Raw genomic sequence first — 21,588 nt, forward strand, 5'->3', positions numbered from 1 at the left:
ATACCTTTTTGAATAATAACTGTACTGAGTAAATATGCTTTGTCTGTATGCAAACAACCTGATATCTAAATATTCCTAAAACAGGCTCAGCTAATTTTCAAATTAGCATATCATATTTTATTAACTTGATTTTAACTAATTTTAGCTAAATTTCAATAGTAATTTTACTATCTTCTTGCTTTCTTTTTATTGATTTTTGCTTTTTTGCAAAAAAATGCCGCAATATACATCTATATACTGCGGCAGTACTATTTTCATAACAAACAAAAATATAAAGCCTTCCGCCAAAGTTGAAAGACCTGGCGAAAGGCTTTATTACTAGTTTTTATACAATAACTTAATCTTCCATTCGTAAATCTGCACTCCCTATCATGCCTTGATCGGAGCGCCGCACTGCATGCAGAAAAGTGCGCCCTGTTCAAGTTTAGCACCGCAGTGCTGGCAAAATGCCGGCTGCATCTTAACAGGTTCCTGAGCTTCCTGTGCAGGTGCTGTGAAAGGAGCCGGTTCAGGAGTAGCTTCAGGAGCTGGCTCTGCATAAGAAGGAGCTGTATTGGAAGTTTCAGCTACAGGCGCCTGTGATTCAAACTCTGTGGTACTTCCAGCTACATTTTCTGAAGAATCATCAGAAACATTACCAAAAGAATTATCAGCTTCGTTCTCGGATGAATTATCAAATGCATTATCAGATCCGTTATCAACAGCCTCTGATGCAGCACCGGCTGTCTCATTAACTTCTTCAAAGTTCTCAGTAGCATTCTGAGCAGCTTCTGCAGCATTATCAAATGAAGAAGCCTCATTAACAGGTGCCTGTTCAAAATAGGATGGTGCAGGAATCTCATTTACAGGAGCTTCTGCAAATGAATTGTTCTGTGGCTGTTCAAATGCAGGTGCCTGCTGGAACTGTTCCTGAGGCATTCCATACTGCTGATCAGCTGTAGGCTGTGCAAATCCGTTCTGTGGTCCAAACTGCTGATCGTTTGCAGGCTGTGCAAATCCGCCCTGTGGAGCAAACTGCTGGTCGTTAACCGGCTGTCCAAAGCCGCCCTGTGGTCCAAACTGCTGATCATTTGCAGGCTGTCCAAAGCCACCCTGTGGTCCAAACTGCTGGTCATTTGCAGGCTGTCCAAAGCCACCCTGTGGTCCAAACTGCTGATCATTCATAGGCTGGAATCCACCCTGTGGTCCGAACTGCTGTCCACCCATAGGCTGTCCAAATGCAGGTGCAGGAGCGCCCATATTTGGAGCATTCTTTAATTCTTTTTTAAGTCTGCCAGCTTCGATGATTGACTGGATTATATAAATGATATACAACGCAGGAAGCTGGAATATAAGTACGCTGTAGCAGAATCCGATAGGTGCAAGTTCAAGAGCCTTCTGCTCGATGACAAATCCTGCGCCAAAGAAGAACTGTCCGCTTACAAGTACGATGATCGGGATGATCGCAAGTCCGGAAAGCTTTCTAAGCTTAGGGAATGTAAGTACTGCAAGAAGTATAGGCATTACAAACATGAATGCAAAGATCATGACTGTAACAGCTACATTACGATCATCAAGGAATTTTCCTGCAAGACCGAAATAAGAAGCTGCATTGTCAGGGAAGAATCCAAGCAGGTTATCAAGCTTGAAGAAATCTTTATTGTAGCTTACTGTGTCCTTATAAACAGGAAGGAAGAACATCACTGTAAGAAGTATTCCTGTGATGAACATGAATACATCAATTATCGTTGATAGTCTCATCCCCCTCTTGGGTGGTGCAGCCTGAAACTGCTGCGGATTTTGAGCGTTTTTCTTTTTCATACTATAATCTCCTTTTATTGTGAATGCATATTATTTTATGACTTTAGACACCTTGTCTTTTATTATAACTCATAATACCTTAAATCAAACATAAAATTGACGAACAATCATTTTTATCAGATAGAATGCATCTATATGTAATTATCATCTTGTATCATAGCAAGACTTTTAATATCTAAATCAAACTTCCCACTTGGTCGGCGCAGTATCACCAAGTGGGAAGTTCGAGTATCTAAAAAGCTGAAATAATAGCTATGCACTTTTTTCCAAAAAAATCTATATACCAAAACAAATATTTTCATATAAACATCATAGAAATATGCCACACTATCAGTGCAGTTACCATATATGCAAACTCCTGAATGCACAAATACCAGCCCTCCAGATCTCCGGTAATGCCACCAAGCTGCTTGAAAGCTTTATGTATATAATAGATATACATAAAAGAGAACATACTGCGAATCCAATCGCAGTCTTCCAGTTTATAAAAAGCATCAAAATAAGCAAAACGACTGCCTGAAAGACCAGAATTCCTGCAGCCATATTCCTATTGGAATCCTTGACAAAGCTCTGCAGTGTCCCACCTTTTCTGGCATTCTGAATTGTAACAGCAGCAAGTCCGCTAAGCGATCTTGCCAGGATAAATGAAATAAAAATACATGCAAACTGCCTCTTGGTACATGCTAAAAACGCTTCATATGTAAAGCCATAATATAAAAGCAGCATCGTTGCAAACCTGATGATTCCAAATGCTCCAACATGTGGGTCTTTTAATATAGTAAGCTTTTCTTCTTTTGACTTATAAGAGCTGAAAGCATCTGAAGTATCTATAAATCCATCAGCATGTATACCACCTGTAATGATCAGCGGAACAGCTATAAACAGGCAGGTCCCAAGCTCAGCGCTTATATAAAAGCTTTTATAAAGCCTATAAACCAGGAATTCTATAATGCCTATAATCAGCCCAACAGCAGGAAAGAAGCATATAGCATACTTCATATCCTTCTCTTTCCATTCGAACTGGGGCATTGGTATTCTGGAATACATGGAAATAGCTATAGCAAGGCTTCTAAGCATAATCTGCTCTCCCTTAATATTAATTCCGGTTCTTCTTCAGAAAAACCGGAATCTATACATTTTGACAATTACAAAATTCACATATTGGCTTTGGTCTCTTCTACAGACTTGACATGCTCTGCTTCAAGCTTTTCATTAATAGCTGTTCTGTCTATGATAGCCTTAACAAGAAGGTCTATCTCTGTATCCTCATTATAATCAGCAGCTGCAAAGTACTTGATCCTGTTGTCACGGATCATCTTATAGACCTTGGTCTTGTCCTTGGTCTCAGGGTTATAAACACCTATTGAATGTCCGCCAAGAGAATTGACAAGTCTCATGCAAGGAATATCTGTATCACTGTCTCCGATATAGACCATATTCCTGAAAGGAACACGAAGATCTTCCGGATTATAGAACTCATTAACTCCAGGATCGTTAACATCAAGAACTCCCTTTTCAATCCTGAACAGGAACTGGGTCTTATTAGTGTAGTTAACTACAAGAGCAGGCCACTGAGCTATTCCCTTTTCATTATAGAAAAAGAATTAGCATATATCCTTGTAAAGGAATCAGCCATAGCTGTTCCCTCGATCATCTCTCTAAGTCCTGAAGAGATAATATAATGCTCTACAATAACGCCCTTTTGTCTTCCGTATTCCCTGATTCTTTCAAACCAGGTCTCAACTCCAGGGAATACCTTAACTTTAGAGCCATACTCAGCGAGTTTGTCTCTATTAAATATCAGCTTACCTTCTGCTTCCTGAACCATCTTGAACATGTAAGCGAGGTTCACATCCATATCATTCTGCTCTGCAAAATCATTAGTGTCCTTCCAGAACTGGGCAACATCATATCCAACTGACTGGATGTACCCCTGAGCCTGCATATCATCAGGTGACAGAGTCTTATCAAAGTCATAGCATATTGCAACTACCGGAAGATCTTCTTTTGTTTTTCTATTGTACTTAATATCCATAGTATACCTTTACGAAACTTTTGTTTTGATACGTGAATCGCCAAAAAAATTTTATGCAATTCTTCCTGTTACTAAGTATATCATATTTAAGTATTCATAACATTTATTTATAAGCATTACGCTGCAGATTTACTTTGAATGTAACAAAGACAAGCCACTATAACATCCATACCAAACAAAAATCCGCATATAGTATAGATAATACGTCTCTTTTTAGATAAAAGAATTTTTTACATATCAAATCTTTTTTGCGAAACTTCTAACGAAACTTGTACGAGGCGGTTTACAAGTATTAATTGCATGCTAAAATTATAAATGCTTAAGCGGTTAACTACATTTTTATTTTATTTAGCGCGCCTGCGCAGAAAGAGGTGACTATGCCTAAGTGGCTTAATGACGCAGTCTTCTATGAAATTTATCCTCAGTCATTCTATGATACTAATGCTGATGGAATCGGTGATATAAACGGAATCATCCAGAAGCTCGATTATATCAAGAGCCTTGGATGCAATGCTCTGTGGATCAATCCCTGCTACGACTCTCCCTTCAAGGATGCCGGTTATGATGTAAGGGATTATAAGAAGGTTGCTCCAAGATACGGAACCAACGAAGATCTGTATGAGCTTTTTGATAAGGCTCATGAAAAGGGCATTCATGTACTCCTTGACCTTGTTCCCGGTCATACATCAGAGGAACACGAATGGTTTAAGCAAAGCGCTAAACCAGAGCGAAATGAATATTCAGACCGTTATGTATGGACCAATTCTGTATGGCAGGGAATAGGTAATCACCCTTATATTGCCGGTGACAGCGATAGAGACGGCGTATATATGCTCAACTTCTTTAAGTGTCAGCCTGCTCTTAACTACGGCTTCCTTAACAGGACCGAAAACTGGCAGATGGCTCCTGACGCTCCGGCATGTCTTGCTACCAGAGAAGCTCTCAAAGATATCATGAGATTCTGGCTTGATCATGGATGCGACGGCTTCCGCGTAGATATGGCAGATTCTCTGGTCAAAGAAGATGACGAAGTAAAGTCTGCTACAAGCGCTATCTGGGCTGATATCAATGAGATGCTGGCAAAAGATTATCCGGAAGCTGCTATGGTATCTGAGTGGTGCAATCCTACTTCAGCTCTTAATCTTGCTCATTTTGACATGGACTTCTATCTCGATCATCACTATAACGGCTATAACACTCTCGTACGTGACTATGAGACAGAAGGCGGTGATCACAGCTTCTTTAAGTGCGGAGCAGGCGGCGATATCATGCGCTTTTTAGATGATTACCTTCCCAAATATAATAATACAAAAGGTAATGGCTACATAAGTTTCTTTACCTGTAATCATGATACTCCAAGAGAGACTGCTTCTCTTTCTATTAGAGAACTAAAGCTAGCTTATTCCTTCTTTTTCAGTATGCCGGGAGTTCCATTCCTATACTACGGCGACGAGATCGGAATGAAATATATTAAGGGTCAGCCTACTAAAGAAGGCGGATTCCAGCGTACAGGTTCAAGAACACCTATGCAGTGGACCAGCGGCAAGAACCTCGGATTCTCTGAAGCAGAAAGCGACATGCTCTATCTTCCTGTAGATAAGGCAGCTGATGCTCCAACAGTTGAAAGCGCTGAAAGCGATCCTGACTCTCTCATCCATACAGTAAGAGAGATCATAGCTTTAAGACATAAAGAAGATGACCTCAAAGCAGACGGAAGCTTTGAAGTAATATATGCTGAAAAAGAGACATTCCCTTTTGTATATAAGAGAGGAAACCTTATAGTCGCAGTTAATCCTTCTGAAAAAGAAGTTACTGCTCCTTTAAATGGAGAAAAGACTAACGAGACTATCTATAAGATAGGCGAAGGTTCTGTTTCAGGATCAGGAGATTCTATTGTAATGGGACCTCAGTCATTTGTGATCTTTAAATAAAAAATGCCCTCCCAAGATGCAGTTTCTAAATCTTAGGAGGGTATTTTAATATTTTATTATCTTATTTTATTATCTTATAGCACAAAAAAAGCTCTGTGCAACACACAGAGCCTTGATCATTCCTTCAAAACCGAACACTGAATCTCCAAACTTATCTTAACTTTTTTGGTTAAGTCCTCGACCTATTAGTACACATCAGCTGAGAATGTTACCACTCTTACACCTTGTGCCTATCAACCTCGTACTCTCCAAGGGGTCTTACCACTTGCGTGGGGATATCTCATCTTGAGGGGGGCTTCACGCTTAGATGCCTTCAGCGTTTATCCCTGCCAGACTTGGCTACCCTGCCTTATGCGATTGCCTTCGCAGCAGATACACCAGCGGTCCGTCCATCCCGGTCCTCTCGTACTAAGGACAGCTCCTCTCAGATATCCTACGCCCGCGCCGGATAGGGACCGAACTGTCTCACGACGTTCTGAACCCAGCTCGCGTACCACTTTAATGGGCGAACAGCCCAACCCTTGGGACCTGCTACAGCCCCAGGATGTGATGAGCCGACATCGAGGTGCCAAACCACTCCGTCGATGTGAACTCTTGGGAGTGATAAGCCTGTTATCCCCAGGGTAGCTTTTATCCGTTGAGCGATGGCAATCCCACGTTCTGCCACCGGATCACTAAGTCCTACTTTCGTACCTGTTCCACCCGTCGGTGTCACAGTCAGGCTCCCTTATGCCTTTGCACTCTTCGGATGGTTTCCGTCCATCCTGAAGGAACCTTTGAGCGCCTCCGATACTCTTTCGGAGGCGACCGCCCCAGTCAAACTCCCCGCCAGACATTGTCCCCGGACCGGTTTCACGGTCCATGGTTAGAAATCCAGTACGGTAAGGGTGGTATCCCAACAGCGGCTCCTTTGCAGCTGACGCCACAATCTCTTAGCCTCCCACCTATCCTGTACATACAATACCGGATCCCAGTATCAAGCTGGAGTAAAGCTCCATGGGGTCTTTCCGTCCTGGCGCGGGTAGCCAGCATCTTCACTGGCACTTCAATTTCACCGGATGCATTGCCGAGACAGTACTCAAATCATTACGCCTTTCGTGCGGGTCGGAACTTACCCGACAAGGAATTTCGCTACCTTAGGACCGTTATAGTTACGGCCGCCGTTTACTGGGGCTTAAATTCAAAGCTTCGATTGCTCTAACCTCTCCTCTTAACCTTCCAGCACCGGGCAGGCGTCAGCCCATATACTTCACCTTTCGGTTTCGCATAGACCTGTGTTTTTGCTAAACAGTTGCTTGAGCCTCTTCTCTGCGGCCCTCATATACTCATACATGAGGGCTACCCTTATCCCGAAGTTACGGGTACATTTTGCCGAGTTCCTTAGCAATGCTTCTTCCGTCGGCCTTAGGATTCTCTCCTCATCCACCTGTGTCGGTTTACGGTACGGGCAGATATCACACTATAGCGGCTTTTCTCGACAGGTCCTCCGGACACTTCACTACTTTATTTCGCTCCGCGTCACACAGCTCGATCCCGAAAGGGGATTTCTCCCTTTCCTCTTGCCATGCTTGCCCCGGGCTGCTCTCCCGGGCTGTCCTTATCACCTGTGTCCCCACAGTTCTGATGATATCTGGTGCAGGAATATCAACCTGCTGTCCATCGGCTACGCCTTTCGGCCTCGTCTTAGGTCCCGACTTCCCCAGGGCAGATCAGCTTTACCCTGGAATCCTTGGATATTCGGCCTGAGGGATTCTCACCCTCATCTCGCTACTCATTCCGGCATTCTCTCTTCATAACGCTCCGCTGCTCCTTATCGGTACAGTTTCTACGCTCTTATGAATGCTCCCCTACCGATCACTTATACCCGTAGATACAAGCAATCCCTAGGCTTCGGTGTCGTGTTTTAGCCCCGGTAATTTTCGGCGCAGGACCTCTCGGCTAGTGAGCTATTACGCACTCTTTGAATGGGTGGCTGCTTCTGAGCCAACATCCTAGCTGTCTATGAAATCCCACATCCTTTTCCACTTAACACGTACTTTGGGACCTTAGCCGTAGATCTGGGCTGTTTCCCTTTTGACTGCCCAACTTATCTCGTGCAGTCTGACTCCTGTGCTAAACCTGACTGGCATTCGCAGTTTGATAATCTTTGGTAAGCGGTGAAGCCCCCGCGGATATTCAGTGCTCTACCTCCAACAGGCACGCTACAAGGCTAGCCCTAAAGCTATTTCGGGGAGAACCAGCTATCTCCGAGTTCGATTGGAATTTCTCCCTATCCACAGCTCATCGCCACCCTTTTCAACGGATGTGCGTTCGGACCTCCACAGCCTTTTACGGCCGCTTCATCCTGTCCATGGATAGATCACCCGGTTTCGGGTCTATGTATACTGACTATTCGCACTATTCACACTTGGTTTCCCTTCGGCTTACGTGTCTTAAACACTTAACCTTGCCGGTATACATAACTCGCCGGACCGTTCTACAAAAAGTACGCGATCACTCGTATATAGAGCTTTCGCAGCTTGCAGGCACAGGGTTTCAGGTTCTCTTTCACTCCCCTCCCGGGGTCCTTTTCACCTTTCCCTCACGGTACTATGCGCTATCGGTCACTAAGTAGTATTTAGCCTTACGGGGTGGTCCCCGCTCTTTCAGACAAGGTTTCACGTGTCTCGTCCTACTCTGGATTCTGCCTCGTCTCTTCCACTTTCACATACACGGCTTTCACGTTCTCTGGCAGGTCTTTCCAGGACCTTTCTGTTAGCAGATTTGAATCGATCATGCAGTCCGAACCCCGGAAAGCAAGCTCTCCGGTTTGGGCTCTTCCGCGTTCGCTCGCCGCTACTTACGGAATCACTTTTGTTTTCTCTTCCTCCGGCTACTTAGATGTTTCAGTTCACCGGGTTCCCGGCCTTAACCTATGGATTCAGTTAAGGTCAACCAGGGTCTCCCTGGTTAGGTTGCCCCATTCAGATATCTGCGGATCTTGAAGTATTTGCCTCTCCCCGCAGCTTTTCGCAGCTTATCACGTCTTTCATCGGCTCTTAGTGCCAAGGCATCCGCCCTGCGCCCTACATAACTTAACCTGTTATGCAGGAATCAGTCCTGATCTTTCGATCATCTGGATTCTCTTCTTATCTTTCTCACAGCGATATGAGTTAGATAAGACCCATTTCTTTTGAAATGGTCTTGATGAATTTCTTCATCATTTTTTGATGTCTTGATTTTGGTTTGGACATAGAACATATCTTTGATCTTTTGGATCTTGATATAATCTATATTTCAGTATTCGGTTTTCAAGGAACAATTACCTTATTCATGATCTTCGATCACGATCTAAGTCTGACTGTTTGAACAGTCATCAGAAATCGGAAGACTTTTGTTTTCTGATCTCTCATCATCATTCAAACTTTTTTTATAAATCTGGCAGCCACCTATCCTCCCATACCGTCACCAGTATAGTACTTTCGGCCGCTTAGGTCTTAACCGTCGTGTTCGAGATGGGAACGGGTGTTTCCCCCAAGCGCATCGCCACCAGAAATGTTTTGTTGTTAATGTTCAGCGCTTTGATATCTTACTCTGCAGTCTTTCGCCTGTCAAGCTTGATTTTTCAAAGACTTTTCTTTGCTTTTTAGTTAATAAATAACCTTAACAACTAAACAGTAATGCAACTCCCTACTTCTTCCTTCTATATTTTCCTTAGAAAGGAGGTGATCCAGCCGCAGGTTCTCCTACGGCTACCTTGTTACGACTTCACCCCAGTTATCCGACCTGCCTTAGGCAGCTCCCTCCTTACGGTTAGGCCACTGACTTTGGGCATTTCCGACTCCCATGGTGTGACGGGCGGTGTGTACAAGACCCGGGAACGTATTCACCGCAGCATTCTGATCTGCGATTACTAGCGATTCCAGCTTCGTGCAGGCGGGTTGCAGCCTACAGTCCGAACTGGGTCGTTATTTTTGGGATTTGCTCACCTTCGCAGGGTTGCTTCCCTTTGTTACGACATTGTAGCACGTGTGTGGCCCAGATCATAAGGGGCATGATGATTTGACGTCATCCCCACCTTCCTCCAGGTTATCCCTGGCAGTCTCCATAGAGTGCCCATCTTACTGCTGGCTACTATGGACAAGGGTTGCGCTCGTTGCGGGACTTGACCCAACATCTCACGACACGAGCTGACGACAACCATGCACCACCTGTCTCAGATGTCCCGAAGGTCTTATGGCATTACCCATAATTCATCTGGATCTCAAGATCTGGTAAGGTTCTTCGCGTTGCTTCGAATTAAACCACATGCTCCACCGCTTGTGCGGGTCCCCGTCAATTCCTTTGAGTTTCATTCTTGCGAACGTACTCCCCAGGTGGAATACTTATTGCGTTAGCGCCGGCACTGAAAGACTATGTCTCCCAACACCTAGTATTCATCGTTTACTGCGTGGACTACCAGGGTATCTAATCCTGTTTGCTCCCCACGCCTTCGAGCCTCAACGTCAGTTGCTGTCCAGTAAGCCGCCTTCGCCACTGATGTTCTTCCTGATATCTACGCATTTCACTACTACACCAGGAATTCCGCTTACCTCTCCAGTACTCTAGTCTACCAGTTTCCAAAGCAAGCCCACGGTTGAGCCGTGGGGTTTCACTTCAGACTTGATACACCGTCTACGCTCCCTTTACACCCAGTAAATCCGGATAACGCTTGCCCCCTACGTATTACCGCGGCTGCTGGCACGTAGTTAGCCGGGGCTTCTTACTCAGGTACCGTCATCCCCTCTTACGAGGTCTTTCTTCCCTGCTGATAGAGCTTTACATACCGAAATACTTCTTCACTCACGCGGCGTCGCTGCATCAGGCTTTCGCCCATTGTGCAATATCCCCCACTGCTGCCTCCCGTAGGAGTTTGGGCCGTGTCTCAGTCCCAATGTGGCCGTCCGCCCTCTCAGGCCGGCTACTGATCGTCGCCTTGGTGGGCCATTACCTCACCAACTAGCTAATCAGACGCGGGTCCATCTCATACCTATAAATATTTTCACACTAGATCATGCGATCCTGTGCGCTTATGCGGTGTTATCAGTCGTTTCCAACTGCTATCCCCCTGTATGAGGCAGGTTACCCACGCGTTACTCACCCGTCCGCCACTAAGTTTAACAAGAATCTGCCGAAGCTTCATCAGCGCTAAACTCCGTTCGACTTGCATGTGTTAGGCACGCCGCCAGCGTTCATCCTGAGCCAGGATCGAACTCTCACTTTAAAATGCGACAAAGATCATAAATGATCTTCTTTCGCTTGGAATCACTTCGTGATTCCGAGTTCGCCGGTTCAGACTTATGCTGACTTAATCAGAATAATTCTGCTCCACTGTTATTTCTAACAGCTTGATGGTGGCTAAACCATCAAAAATTTACTTTTGGTTTTTGTTCTTCTGAACATTCTGTCCTTCTTTAAAAAGAAGAACTGGAATTTTCAGGGTTGCATTACTGTTAAGTTGTCAAAGTGCTTTCAAAAGCTCTTGCCTTCTGGCTTTCAAGCTTTTGTGTCTTGGCTTTCGTTCGCCGCAACGTGTTATATCTTAACTCGCTGCTTTGTAATTGTCAAGAACTTTTTTATAATCTTTTTTGCTATCCTTGCAGCTATATAAGCGGTCTCCCGACCCTCAGGTAAAGCTGCTGTTTACGACAGCGAAATTGATTATATGATGTTACAAGCCGGATGTCAAACATTTTTTGAATAAATCGTTATTTAGTTTATTATAGATGATGTTTTAACCATTTTATCACTATTTTTACAAAAAAACGTTCATTCACAAGCTAATAGTTTATCGGATCCAATCTTGAATGACTTAACCATAAATTACATAATTTTTTTGCGCCATAACAATTCATAATCTGACTCATGGCTTGCTGAGTTAAATAGTTAGTATTTATAGAAATTATCCCTTAGTTCTGTAACAACGCTTATTTACAAGGTGCTCATGTTCTGATATGCTGGAAAACGTGATGTGCTGTGGTATTCAGAGATCACATTGGAGGTTAGTTTGAAAATGCGAGGTAATTACTCGGTGCAGTTATAATGCTGACAGCAGGTTGTACCGAGGTTAATCAATTGATTTATTTATACGACTTTATATATAGAAAAAGTCCTTACATGCTGTCACATACTGCACCGATTGAATGATTGATCTAATTTACAGAGAAAAAGTAGCAAAGGCATTTTTTACTTTTGACACATATTTGCAAAAACATCATTGATTCGAAAAGGAGCAGATATGAATACAGAAATGAATGCAGAATTGGCAATAAATGCAGATCGAATAAGCAGTTTAAGAAAAGAGTGGGAAGCTGAGGAAAAGATAGCTCATATCCGCGGATGGGACTTCTCCCATATTCATGACAGATACGACGAGGAAGAGGATCTTCCATGGGATTACAAAACTGAGATCGACAAGTATCTTCTCCCTGACATGAAGCTTATGGACTTTGATACAGGTGGTGGTGAGTTCCTCTTATCTTTAGGTCATCCTTATAAGAACACCGCTGCTACCGAAGGATTTCCACCAAATGTGGAGCTGTGCAAGAAAACTCTCCTGCCGCTTGGAATTGACTTTAAGCCTTGCGACAATGAGTCTGATATTCCTTTTGCCGATAACTCTTTTGACATAATGATCAACAGACACGGAAGCTTTGATCCTGTTGAGGCGCACAGGCTCCTTAAAACAGGCGGTCTCTTCATCACACAGCAGGTAGGCGCCAGAAACGACAGAGACCTTGTTGAGATAGTTCTCCCCGGAACACCGGAGCCATTCCCGGAACTTGAATTATCTATTCAGAAGAAGAAATTTGAAGAAGCCGGATTTGAGATCATCCGCGCCGAAGAAGCTTTCAGACCGATCAGATTCTACGATGTAGGAGCATTTGTCTGGTTTGCGCGCATCATCGAATGGGAGTTTCCGGACTTTTCTGTAGAGAAGTGTTTTGACAAGCTTCTAAAGATGCAAGATATAATTGATAAAGAAGGTTTTGTCAAAGGAACAATTCACAGATATCTTATAGTTGCTAAGAAAAAGTAATTTTACCGACTTAAAAACCGGGTTAATTGAGCTATTTCAATTAACCCGGTTTTTTAGTTGTGCGCCTAGCGGCGCACTACAAAAAGAAGTTCTTCGCACAGAATGCCTTCTTTTTGTGTGATGGTGTGTTTGGATTCACACATTATAATTCAATTAAAGTCGTGCCCTGCTCAATAGCATCATTAACCTTTTGAAGTGCTTCTACAGCTTCTTCTTCCGTTTGGTAATTGCACAAAGCATCCCAGCAGGATATCCTGAAATGTACAACAAAAATGAGCTGTTTGCACAGCCCATTTTTGTCGTGTTGTTTTGTGGATTTATTTTAAAATCGCGTGGAGGGGGGGATAGAAGTACATCCATGTACTTCTGGACATCCCCTGATTACATCCTGTAATCGGGGGAATAGTACATCCATGTACTTCTGGACATCCCCTGATTACATCCTGTAATCGGGGGAATCGCACATCCCCTGACTACATCATGTAATCGGGGAGATTATTTTTAGCGATTTTAAGCGAAGTTAATTGTAGCTATATGATCAGCCGCCGAAGGAAAATCCGAATCCATTACCATTAGATTCCGGCTGGGAACCTTGCTGATCATCAGAAGCTGATCCTGACTTTGATTCACCTTGGCCATTGTCCTGCTGCTCTTCCCCTGACTGACCTGGCATACCATATTCATAGCTCTGAGTATTGCCTCCATCAGTAGATGAAGAACTTGAAAGTGTAGATGCATTGTCAAGAGTCACTTCTATATCTACGTACTGGTACTGACCATCTACTCTTCTAAGAACTGTTACTGTAACTGTATCTCCTTCTGCATAGTAGGACATAAGGCTTGTAAGATCTGATGCGGATGTGATGTCATTGCCATCAAAAGATGTGATAAGGTCACCTGCCTGTATTCCGGCCTTCTGCGCAGCGCTTCCGTCACCTACTGCTGCTACGTATGCTCCATCTATTCCTGTAGGAGTCATTACTGATACTCCCAAAGCTCCCTGCTGGCCTTCTGCTACAGTGATCTTGGTATCTTCATTCATAAGATCATTGATAAGATCTATAACATCAGATATCGGAATTGCAAAGCCCATACCTTCTACAGTTGTAGCTCCGATCTTACTGGAGGTAACGCCTATTACTTCACCTGCTGCATTAAGAAGTGCTCCGCCAGAGTTACCTGGGTTTATTGCAGCATCTGTTTGAATGAAAGTATTGGTCTCTCCGTCTTCAGTCTCTATCTCTCTATCAAGAGCACTGATGACACCTGTCGTTACTGACTGTCCATATCCAAGTGCATTACCTATAGCTATAGCGCTCTCTCCTACTGTAAGTGAGTTGGAATCTCCAAGTGTAGCTATGCTTATAGCAGAAAGAGTGTCCTTGGACAGATCTTCAAGTTCTACTGCTATAACAGCGATATCTACAGAAGATTCTGTGCCCTTTAGATAAGCTGTAGCTGTGCTGCCATCTGCAAAAGATACTTCCATAGAGTTAGCGCCTGACACTACATGATTGTTGGTAACAATTATAAGTTCTGAATCACTCTGGGCTATTATGATACCTGATCCTGCACCTTCCGATTCCTGCTGATAAGACTGACCGAAGAAATCTGTTGTTGTAGTTGTAGCCTTAACATTGATAGATACGATAGATGGCATAGCTGCTGCAACTACACTTGTAACATCTGTAGTAACTACCTGAGTATTACTTGTTGTCGTAACCTTGAGCTGTGAATCCGAATCATCACTTACTGTCTGAGTTGAAGCTATACTGATTGAAGAGCTTGCATCATCGCTAAGCGATAGTGATGTAAAGTTCTGTGCTCCATATATTCCAGCACCTGTACATACTCCAAATACTGCCGCAAGTGCGATCGCACCTGCTACCTTACCGGCCTTTTTACTTTTTACTTTGTTTTTCTTTTTAGTTTTCTTATTCATAGTGTCATTATCACTACCGGTCTGCTCATTTGTGTTGTCGGTATTTAGATTATTAAACAATTCATTATCATTCATATCTCTACCTCTTTCTAAGCCCTATAGCTTTATTTAATACGGTTTCGTTACTACTTATATTGATGTGGCTTGTCTGTCTTTCTTTTATGTTTTACAGTTTAGGATTCAATTGTGATGAATCTGTGTTCTATTTATGCTAAAATTGTGTTCTCTTTCTTATAAAAAAATAAAGCAGTTCTCATTTTGTTTATAATCCAAAACAAGAACTGCCTTGCAAATATGTCCGCTATTACTACTATGCTATTTGTTATAACTCTAACTTCGGGGATTACACACCGACGGATAGAGATACTTAATCTATTTGCTATTACCTACGTACCCATCTCTGGAAGGTGTAGCAGTTGTCGAAGTAGTACTGTTCATCACTCTCTTCTGCAAGCTCCCATTCAGGATCTTTTTCAAGATTAGGGAAGTATGCATCTGCTGTAAACTCTCTATCCACCTTGGTTACAATGCAAGTATCTACATATGGAAGAAGCTGAGTATACACACTTGTTCCACCGATTACATATACGTCATTAGTATCATATTCTGATGCTATCTTAAGAACTTCATCAACGCTTCTTGCCATTATTGCAGTTCCTGTTGACGTACTCTTAACTGTATAGTCAGGATTAGCTGAAAGAATGATGTTAACCCTCTGATCAAGCGGAAGACTGTTCGGGAATGTTGCAAGTGTCTTCCTTCCTAGGATCACAACCTTATTCTTAGTCTCATTACGGAACATCTTGTGGTCAGCCGGTATACTTATAAGAAGATTACCGCCATATCCTATTGCCCAGTTATTATCTACTGCTACTATTGCTTTCATATTTTATCCCCGTTTCTATAAATGTATTTTTTTGATATATCTTACCAATCACGATACATTCCGATTGGTAACATCGAAGAATTCTTTGAATTTGGCTATATCCAGAGGTCTTGAATAATAGTATCCCTGTATGGAATGACAGCCAAGCTTTCTAAGCGCCTGTACCTGATTCTCCGATTCTATTCCCTCTGCTACAACAGATATACCTATTGTAGTGAACATACGCATGAGAGCGCTTACCATCTGGAAGCTCTTCTCATTGTCAGGGAATCCGTGAGTGAAGATCCCTCTGTCGATCTTAACCGTATCAAATTGAAGCCTCTGAATAGCTACAAGATTAGAATAAGAACTTCCGAAATCATCCATGGATACTGTTGCTCCAAGATCATGGATCCTGTCGATGATCTCTGATATATCGTTTTCGTTATTGTATGCCATGGATTCCGTGATCTCAAATTCTATAAGTTCTATAGGTGGCTTTATCTCTCTTATGATCTGCTCATAACTTTCAAAATTGTCTGCATTAAGGATACTGTATCTTGAAAGGTTAACAGATATCTTAAAAGGTTCATTGCCTTCATCAACCCACTTTTTTATAAAAAGACAGGTCTCTCTGAACATAAACAGATCAACTCTTGCGATCATTCTGTTTCTTTCAAATACAGGTATGAAATATACCGGCCCTAGTACAGATCCGTCATTTCTTCTCCATCTTACAAGAGCTTCTGCACCTGAGACTTTGCCGGTATGAGGATCAACCTTGGGCTGGAGAAAGAGTTCCATTTCTTTATTCAAAAGAGCTTTCTCAAGCCTGTTTTCCATAGTCTTTTCTACGCGAAGCTTGTCTTTGCACATCTCAGTATATAACCAGCAGTCTGATGCAAGGTCATAAGCTGCTGCCGAATTCCTGTACGCGATTCTGGCAAGATCCAGTACCGCTTTGAAATTATCATCTCCGGCACTTATAGGACATGCTGAGAATTCCACTCTTACAGATAGCGACTTATAATTGTCCCTAAGAAGCTTTTCAAGTCCTTCACGTAGCATAGAGCACTTTCTTCTTACATTCTGAGCTTTATCATCACTTTTTATAAGCATTGCAAAGCTGGACTGACCCATAGCTCCTTGCGATTCTCCATCTTCAAGGGATAGCTGGTTTTTTTCATAGAGCTCTTTTAAAAGCCTGTTACCATTCTCCCAGCCTATGATCTCGTTTACAGCTTTAAATCCCACAAGATTCATATACAAAAGCCAGTATTCATCTCTTTGCTCTGAGGATATCTCAGAGAACTTCTCATTAAGATATGCAAGTGAATTGCCACCTGTTACTGTGTCTACGTAGGCAAGCTCTTTGAGCCTTCTAAGATTCATCTCACCTCTTATATCATGGAAAGATTTAAGAAGGACCGTAAGCGTAAGCGTTATCAGAAATACACTGTATCCTATTCTGAATGAGTTGGAATTATCAACTTCCTTGTCCAAATAGTACCTTAAAAAGCTCCTGGCCGTTACTCCCACCAGAAAAGTCGTCCCAAGAACAGATGCAAACAAGTACCTGCTCTCTGTTATGAAGAACTCTCTGACTTCGAGTGCCATAATCACGACAGTTATAAAAAACAGATATGACATCAGTGCAAAAAATCCTATAGCAATATGTACGATATCTGCAACATACAATATGACAACAACGGCCATAAATGCCATATATGTCAGTAACATATACTGTATCAGATTTTTGCCATTATTAAGGTACTCCAAGAAGAACAGAAGCTGGAACACCGGAAGTATCATAAGCAGGTAAAAAGATGACAGATACCTGATCGAAACAGATCCACTTATGAACTGAGGCAGATTAGAGTCTATCAAAAACCAGATTCCGGACAAAAGTGATATAACCGCCATATATGCAGCCGGTTTTTTCATAGATTCTATTTGATATTTGAATAAGAAAATAGTAAAGATCACCAGAACAAATCCAATTATGATGAACATGAATCCATTCAGAAAAGCGCTCATATTCTTAATAAATATCGCATTGTTGAGGTCATTGCGCTGCCCGAATATGGCATTATAATAATAAAAGCGCTTATTTTTATGAGTGGTATTTTTAAGTTCCAGCGTCAGATCTTTGCCATGAGCGAACATTGGAATACCTATGATGAACCATGAATTCCCAACTTCCATGCCGATGGTATCTGTAGTACCCTTGGCAAAATCTCCCAAAAAAGTACCATTGGCATATACAGCCACATAAATCCCGGGATCATAGATAGCTATCGCCTCATCAGGAGCGATCGTATAAGGTAACCTGTGATATAAACGGACAGTCTCACCGGGAGCTATATTAATATAATCATCACTTATAAGCTCACCATCCGGCTCGTTCTGCCATCTCTCTGAGAAAAAATCCGAGTACTTATAATGTAACCTAAAATCATCCACCGGATTTGCAGATGCATAAATAAATATTCCCGCGGTCAACACAATCAGGATCGTTGCTACGATCCTGCATATTAGATACTTTTTTTTCAGCAATTTTTTCATTTACAATATTTAAGACCAGGTAGCCCTATGGTACTAGATTGCTATCGGTATATCTTTGAACTGGTCTCCTGCTACCTCATAGTTTTCTACACTAACGTCATTTCTTGTAAAATCATAAAAATCCTTAATTTCAGGATTCAAATGGAAGGTTGGTGCCGGAAGAGGCGTCCTTCCAATAAGTTCTTTAATATAAGGAATATGCCTGTCATAAATATGGCAATCTGCGATAACATGAAGGAGCTTACCAACCTTCATGTCACAAACCTGTGCCAGCATGTGCACAAGTGAAGAATACTGGACAATATTCCAGTTATTGGCTGCAAGCATATCCTGAGAACGCTGATTAAGTACAGCATTAAGTACAAGTTTTCCGTCATTCTCATCCTGAGTCACATTGTAGGTCATGCTATATGCGCAAGGTTCAAGGTTCATCTGAGAAAGTTCTGATACATTCCAGGTTGTAGTCATAATACGACGTGAGAATGGATTTATCTTAAGGTCGTATATGACCTTATTCATCTGATCCATTACAGCAGTTCCTGACTCTCTGTCAAAAACAATATCAGGCTCAGATAGTCTTTCGTATGCATCTGTTCCCGGAACAAGACGTTCTTCCATAGATGGAATACCAGGGCCGGGGACATACTTGTACATAACTTTGCTGCCTTCAACTTCTTTATTCCATGTAGGGAAAGCTCTGTCTATTCCCTCTTCTGTTACTCCTTTATAAGAATACTTTGCAGCTATCTGCCATCCGTAGGCTTTGCCGATAGATCCGTCTTCATCAGCCCACTCATCCCAGATAGAGCCTTTGAGATTTTTAATATTGGAAGATTTCTTCTGATATATCCAGAGCACTTCATCTGTTGCAGTCTTGATACCTGTCTTTCTAAGAGTCATAAGCGGGAACTCCTTAGAAAGATCGTATGTATGTGCCTGACCGAAGATCTTGACAGTATATGCGCTCTCACCGTCCGGCCAATGAGGACGAACAGCCTGACCTTTGGTTGTAGTACCGTTTGTCAGGATATCATTGCACATCTGTATAAAAATTTCGTCTGCTTTGGACATAAAGAATCCCCCATCAAATTAATTACTTCAATCATTATAATCTATCTGTACGCATAAATATATGTATAAAGATAACAAATCTTATCAATTTTGACTTTTTCCGGTAATAATTTTAATCCCCAAGGCCATAAAGATCACCTTATAAAACTCTCCGCATGGACGCTGTAACATCCATGTGGAGAGTCTTCATGGCCATCATAAATAACCTTATGCCGCGAGCAAAGTAAGTGACTATCTATCATACTTATCGCACAGGGCATTGATCTGATCAGCGAACTTAGCCTTATCCTTATTGCTGATGCCGCTGACTTTACCTATAACTGCGATAAGCCTAGCTCCTGCAGCTTTAAGCCTTGCATATACATCAGATATAGCTTCAGCCTTCTTAGCAGCAGGTACAGGTACGCCTTCCTTGTCGAATTGTCCTGACACAAGATCAAAGACAGTACCGCTATAAGGCGCATATGTATCATAGCCGTATTCATTTTTCAGATACTGAGCAAATGCAATTGTAACGGTATCTTCTCCGTGTACGATAAAGACCTTCCTTGGTCTTTTCTTGGTAAAGCCATTAAGCCAGGCTGCAAGTCCGTCTCTGTCTGCATGACCGGAAAGTCCTTCTATCTTGGTAATCTCAGCCCTGACATCAATCTCTTCACCAAAGAGCCTGACTCTCTCGGCTCCGTCTATGATAGCTCGTCCAAGAGTTCCTGCCGACTGATAACCCACAAACAATATGGTACTCTCAGGTCTCCATAGGTTGTGCTTGAGATGGTGCTTGATACGTCCTGCATCACACATGCCGGAAGCTGCAAGGATTACCTTGGGTTTATCATCAAAGTTGATGGCAACAGACTCTTCCTGGGTTATAGACAGCTTAAGACCGCGGAATGATATGGGATTTATACCTCTTTTGACAAAGGACATAGCTTCCTCATCGTAGCAGGTATATTCATGATCAGCAAAAAGACCTGTAGCACTGACTGCCATAGGGCTGTCAACGAATACGTCAAAGTCTTCTACAGCTGTGACAAGGTGCTCTTCTTTGATCTGTCTGAAGAAGTATAGCATCTCCTGGGTTCTGCCTATGGCAAAAGACGGAATCACAACATTGCCGCCTCTTTCAAAAGTTCTGTTAAGAACATCCGTAAGATCCTTGATATAATCAGGTCTTTCGGTAGAATGGAGCCTATCTCCATAGGTTGACTCCATGACAACATAGTCGGCTTCTTCAGTATACTTAGGGTCTTTGATAAGAGGCTGACGGGTATTACCAATATCTCCTGAGAATACTATCTTGCGCTTCTGGCCTTTTTCTTCGAGCCAGACCTCTATACTGGCACTTCCGAGAAGATGACCTATATCGGTAAATCTGATCTTTATACCATCACATACATCTATGATCTCATCATATTCACATGGAATAAACTGACGTATAGCGCCTTCTGCATCCTCCATAATATAAAGAGGCTCTGCTCCTTCTAACTTACTGTTACGTTTTGCTTTTCTTCTGCGCCATTCAGATTCCTGCATCTGAATATGGGCACAGTCTCTTAGCATGATATCACACAGATCAGCTGTAGCCGTTGTTGCATAGATCTTGCCTCTAAAGCCTCCGGCATACAGTAGCGGTATAAGTCCGCTGTGATCTACATGCGCATGTGTCAAGAACACATAGTCGATAAGAGCCGGAGCAACCGGAAGAGGTACATTTTCAAATATGTTGCGTCCCTGCTCCATACCGTAGTCTACCAGAATCGTCTTGCCACAAGCCTGCAGGCAATGACAGCTTCCTGTAACTTCATGATCAGCACCTACAAATGTCAGTTTCATAAGCAATGCCTCCACTATGATGACGTTTTAAAGCCCTCAATACTAATCAGCGTACAACACTTCTAATATTAATAATATATGTATTTATCGTCATATGCAAAACATATCTTGTGTTAAGCTTAGGCTAAGAAGAAAATAAGAAGAAAAAGTTTTTGTGATAAAATAAAAAAATCCGTTGACAACAATTGTTAATTGAGTTATCATCTTACTTGTCGCTGAGGTGATCTGCGACAGAGTAAATGCGATAGTGGCGTAGTTGGTAACGCGCGACCTTGCCAAGGTCGAGACCGCGGGTTCGAGCCCCGTCTATCGCTCTTCAAATAAAAGCTTATCTTTTGTTTGTTCAACTTAATAAACGCGATAGTGGCGTAGTTGGTAACGCGCGACCTTGCCAAGGTCGAGACCGCGGGTTCGAGCCCCGTCTATCGCTCTTCAAAAAGGACATCCGATTGGATGTCCTTTTTCGTAGTGCTCTTTATATTAGCTTAC

At 42.5% G+C, this 21,588-nt stretch carries 11 protein-coding genes, 2 tRNA genes and 3 rRNA genes; 4 read left to right on the forward strand and 12 right to left on the reverse strand.

Annotated elements, in window-relative coordinates; genetic code table 11:
* Positions 1-369: 369 nt before the first annotated feature.
* The 4 genes from I7804_RS16805 to I7804_RS16820 form a co-directional block, all read right to left on the reverse strand.
* Positions 370-1,800 carry a zinc ribbon domain-containing protein gene (locus I7804_RS16805; protein ID WP_248404252.1) on the reverse strand — a complete coding sequence of 477 codons (1,431 nt, stop codon included), beginning with the start codon at positions 1,798-1,800 and terminating at the stop codon, positions 370-372.
* Between the two features lie 339 nt (positions 1,801-2,139).
* The gene (locus tag I7804_RS16810) at positions 2,140-2,877 is read right to left on the reverse strand and encodes an adenosylcobinamide-GDP ribazoletransferase (RefSeq protein WP_248404253.1); all 738 of its coding nucleotides are present in this window, start codon (positions 2,875-2,877) and stop codon (positions 2,140-2,142) included.
* Positions 2,878-2,954: 77 nt separating this feature from the next.
* Entirely contained in the window at positions 2,955-3,236 is a 282-nt protein-coding gene (locus I7804_RS16815; protein ID WP_248404254.1) for a hypothetical protein, read from the reverse strand.
* A 140-nt stretch (positions 3,237-3,376) separates the two neighbouring features.
* Entirely contained in the window at positions 3,377-3,835 is a 459-nt protein-coding gene (locus I7804_RS16820; protein ID WP_248404255.1) for a haloacid dehalogenase-like hydrolase, read from the reverse strand.
* Positions 3,836-4,212: 377 nt separating this feature from the next.
* Here I7804_RS16820 and I7804_RS16825 point away from each other — a divergent pair, with 377 nt between their 5' ends.
* On the forward strand, positions 4,213-5,766 hold the full coding sequence (locus I7804_RS16825; RefSeq protein WP_248404256.1) for an alpha-amylase family glycosyl hydrolase: 1,554 nt from the start codon (positions 4,213-4,215) through the stop codon (positions 5,764-5,766).
* Positions 5,767-5,931: 165 nt separating this feature from the next.
* On the opposite strand, the gene I7804_RS16830 is transcribed toward I7804_RS16825, so the two are convergent.
* From I7804_RS16830 to I7804_RS16840, 3 genes are all read right to left on the reverse strand, one after another.
* Positions 5,932-8,846 (reverse strand): 23S ribosomal RNA (locus I7804_RS16830).
* A gap of 335 nt (positions 8,847-9,181) precedes the next feature.
* Positions 9,182-9,299, reverse strand: a 5S ribosomal RNA gene (rrf, locus tag I7804_RS16835).
* Positions 9,300-9,463: 164 nt separating this feature from the next.
* Positions 9,464-11,008, reverse strand: a 16S ribosomal RNA gene (locus I7804_RS16840).
* The 16S, 23S and 5S rRNA genes sit together here, the layout of an rRNA operon.
* A gap of 1,014 nt (positions 11,009-12,022) precedes the next feature.
* On the opposite strand from I7804_RS16840, the gene I7804_RS16845 reads away from it, so the two are divergent.
* Positions 12,023-12,823 carry a class I SAM-dependent methyltransferase gene (locus I7804_RS16845; RefSeq protein WP_248404257.1) on the forward strand — a complete coding sequence of 267 codons (801 nt, stop codon included), beginning with the start codon at positions 12,023-12,025 and terminating at the stop codon, positions 12,821-12,823.
* A 538-nt stretch (positions 12,824-13,361) separates the two neighbouring features.
* Here the strand turns inward: I7804_RS16845 and I7804_RS16850 are convergent.
* From I7804_RS16850 to I7804_RS16870, 5 genes are all read right to left on the reverse strand, one after another.
* Positions 13,362-14,840: a S1C family serine protease gene (locus I7804_RS16850; protein WP_248404258.1), complete on the reverse strand. Its 1,479-nt coding sequence runs from the start codon at positions 14,838-14,840 to the stop codon at positions 13,362-13,364.
* Between the two features lie 307 nt (positions 14,841-15,147).
* Positions 15,148-15,651 (reverse strand): dihydrofolate reductase, encoded by a 504-nt coding sequence (locus tag I7804_RS16855; protein ID WP_092043874.1) that lies wholly within the window; start codon positions 15,649-15,651, stop codon positions 15,148-15,150.
* Between the two features lie 48 nt (positions 15,652-15,699).
* Positions 15,700-18,093 carry an EAL domain-containing protein gene (locus I7804_RS16860; RefSeq protein WP_248404259.1) on the reverse strand — a complete coding sequence of 798 codons (2,394 nt, stop codon included), beginning with the start codon at positions 18,091-18,093 and terminating at the stop codon, positions 15,700-15,702.
* Between the two features lie 135 nt (positions 18,094-18,228).
* On the reverse strand, positions 18,229-19,266 hold the full coding sequence (gene thyA, locus I7804_RS16865; RefSeq protein ID WP_022756030.1) for a thymidylate synthase: 1,038 nt from the start codon (positions 19,264-19,266) through the stop codon (positions 18,229-18,231).
* A 231-nt stretch (positions 19,267-19,497) separates the two neighbouring features.
* Positions 19,498-21,099: an MBL fold metallo-hydrolase RNA specificity domain-containing protein gene (locus I7804_RS16870; protein ID WP_248404260.1), complete on the reverse strand. Its 1,602-nt coding sequence runs from the start codon at positions 21,097-21,099 to the stop codon at positions 19,498-19,500.
* Between the two features lie 241 nt (positions 21,100-21,340).
* Here I7804_RS16870 and I7804_RS16875 point away from each other — a divergent pair.
* Together I7804_RS16875 and I7804_RS16880 are read left to right on the forward strand one after the other, a co-directional pair.
* Positions 21,341-21,413 (forward strand) — tRNA-Gly (locus I7804_RS16875).
* A 43-nt stretch (positions 21,414-21,456) separates the two neighbouring features.
* Positions 21,457-21,529, forward strand: a tRNA-Gly gene (locus I7804_RS16880).
* Positions 21,530-21,588 lie beyond the last annotated feature (59 nt).

The organism is Butyrivibrio fibrisolvens, assembly GCF_023206215.1.
GTDB lineage: Bacteria > Bacillota > Clostridia > Lachnospirales > Lachnospiraceae > Butyrivibrio > Butyrivibrio fibrisolvens_C.

Bases quoted from the DNA above. Each gene is read 5' to 3' on its own strand.
- I7804_RS16805 (WP_248404252.1), bottom strand. From the start codon at position 1,800: ATGAAAAAGAAAAACGCTCAAAATCCGCAGCAGTTTCAGGCTGCACCA.
- I7804_RS16810 (WP_248404253.1), bottom strand. From the start codon at position 2,877: ATGCTTAGAAGCCTTGCTATAGCTATTTCCATGTATTCCAGAATACCA.
- I7804_RS16815 (WP_248404254.1), bottom strand. From the start codon at position 3,236: ATGGTCTATATCGGAGACAGTGATACAGATATTCCTTGCATGAGACTT.
- I7804_RS16820 (WP_248404255.1), bottom strand. From the start codon at position 3,835: ATGGATATTAAGTACAATAGAAAAACAAAAGAAGATCTTCCGGTAGTT.
- I7804_RS16825 (WP_248404256.1), top strand. From the start codon at position 4,213: ATGCCTAAGTGGCTTAATGACGCAGTCTTCTATGAAATTTATCCTCAG.
- I7804_RS16845 (WP_248404257.1), top strand. From the start codon at position 12,023: ATGAATACAGAAATGAATGCAGAATTGGCAATAAATGCAGATCGAATA.
- I7804_RS16850 (WP_248404258.1), bottom strand. From the start codon at position 14,840: ATGAATGATAATGAATTGTTTAATAATCTAAATACCGACAACACAAAT.
- I7804_RS16855 (WP_092043874.1), bottom strand. From the start codon at position 15,651: ATGAAAGCAATAGTAGCAGTAGATAATAACTGGGCAATAGGATATGGC.
- thyA (WP_022756030.1), bottom strand. From the start codon at position 19,266: ATGTCCAAAGCAGACGAAATTTTTATACAGATGTGCAATGATATCCTG.
- I7804_RS16870 (WP_248404260.1), bottom strand. From the start codon at position 21,099: ATGAAACTGACATTTGTAGGTGCTGATCATGAAGTTACAGGAAGCTGT.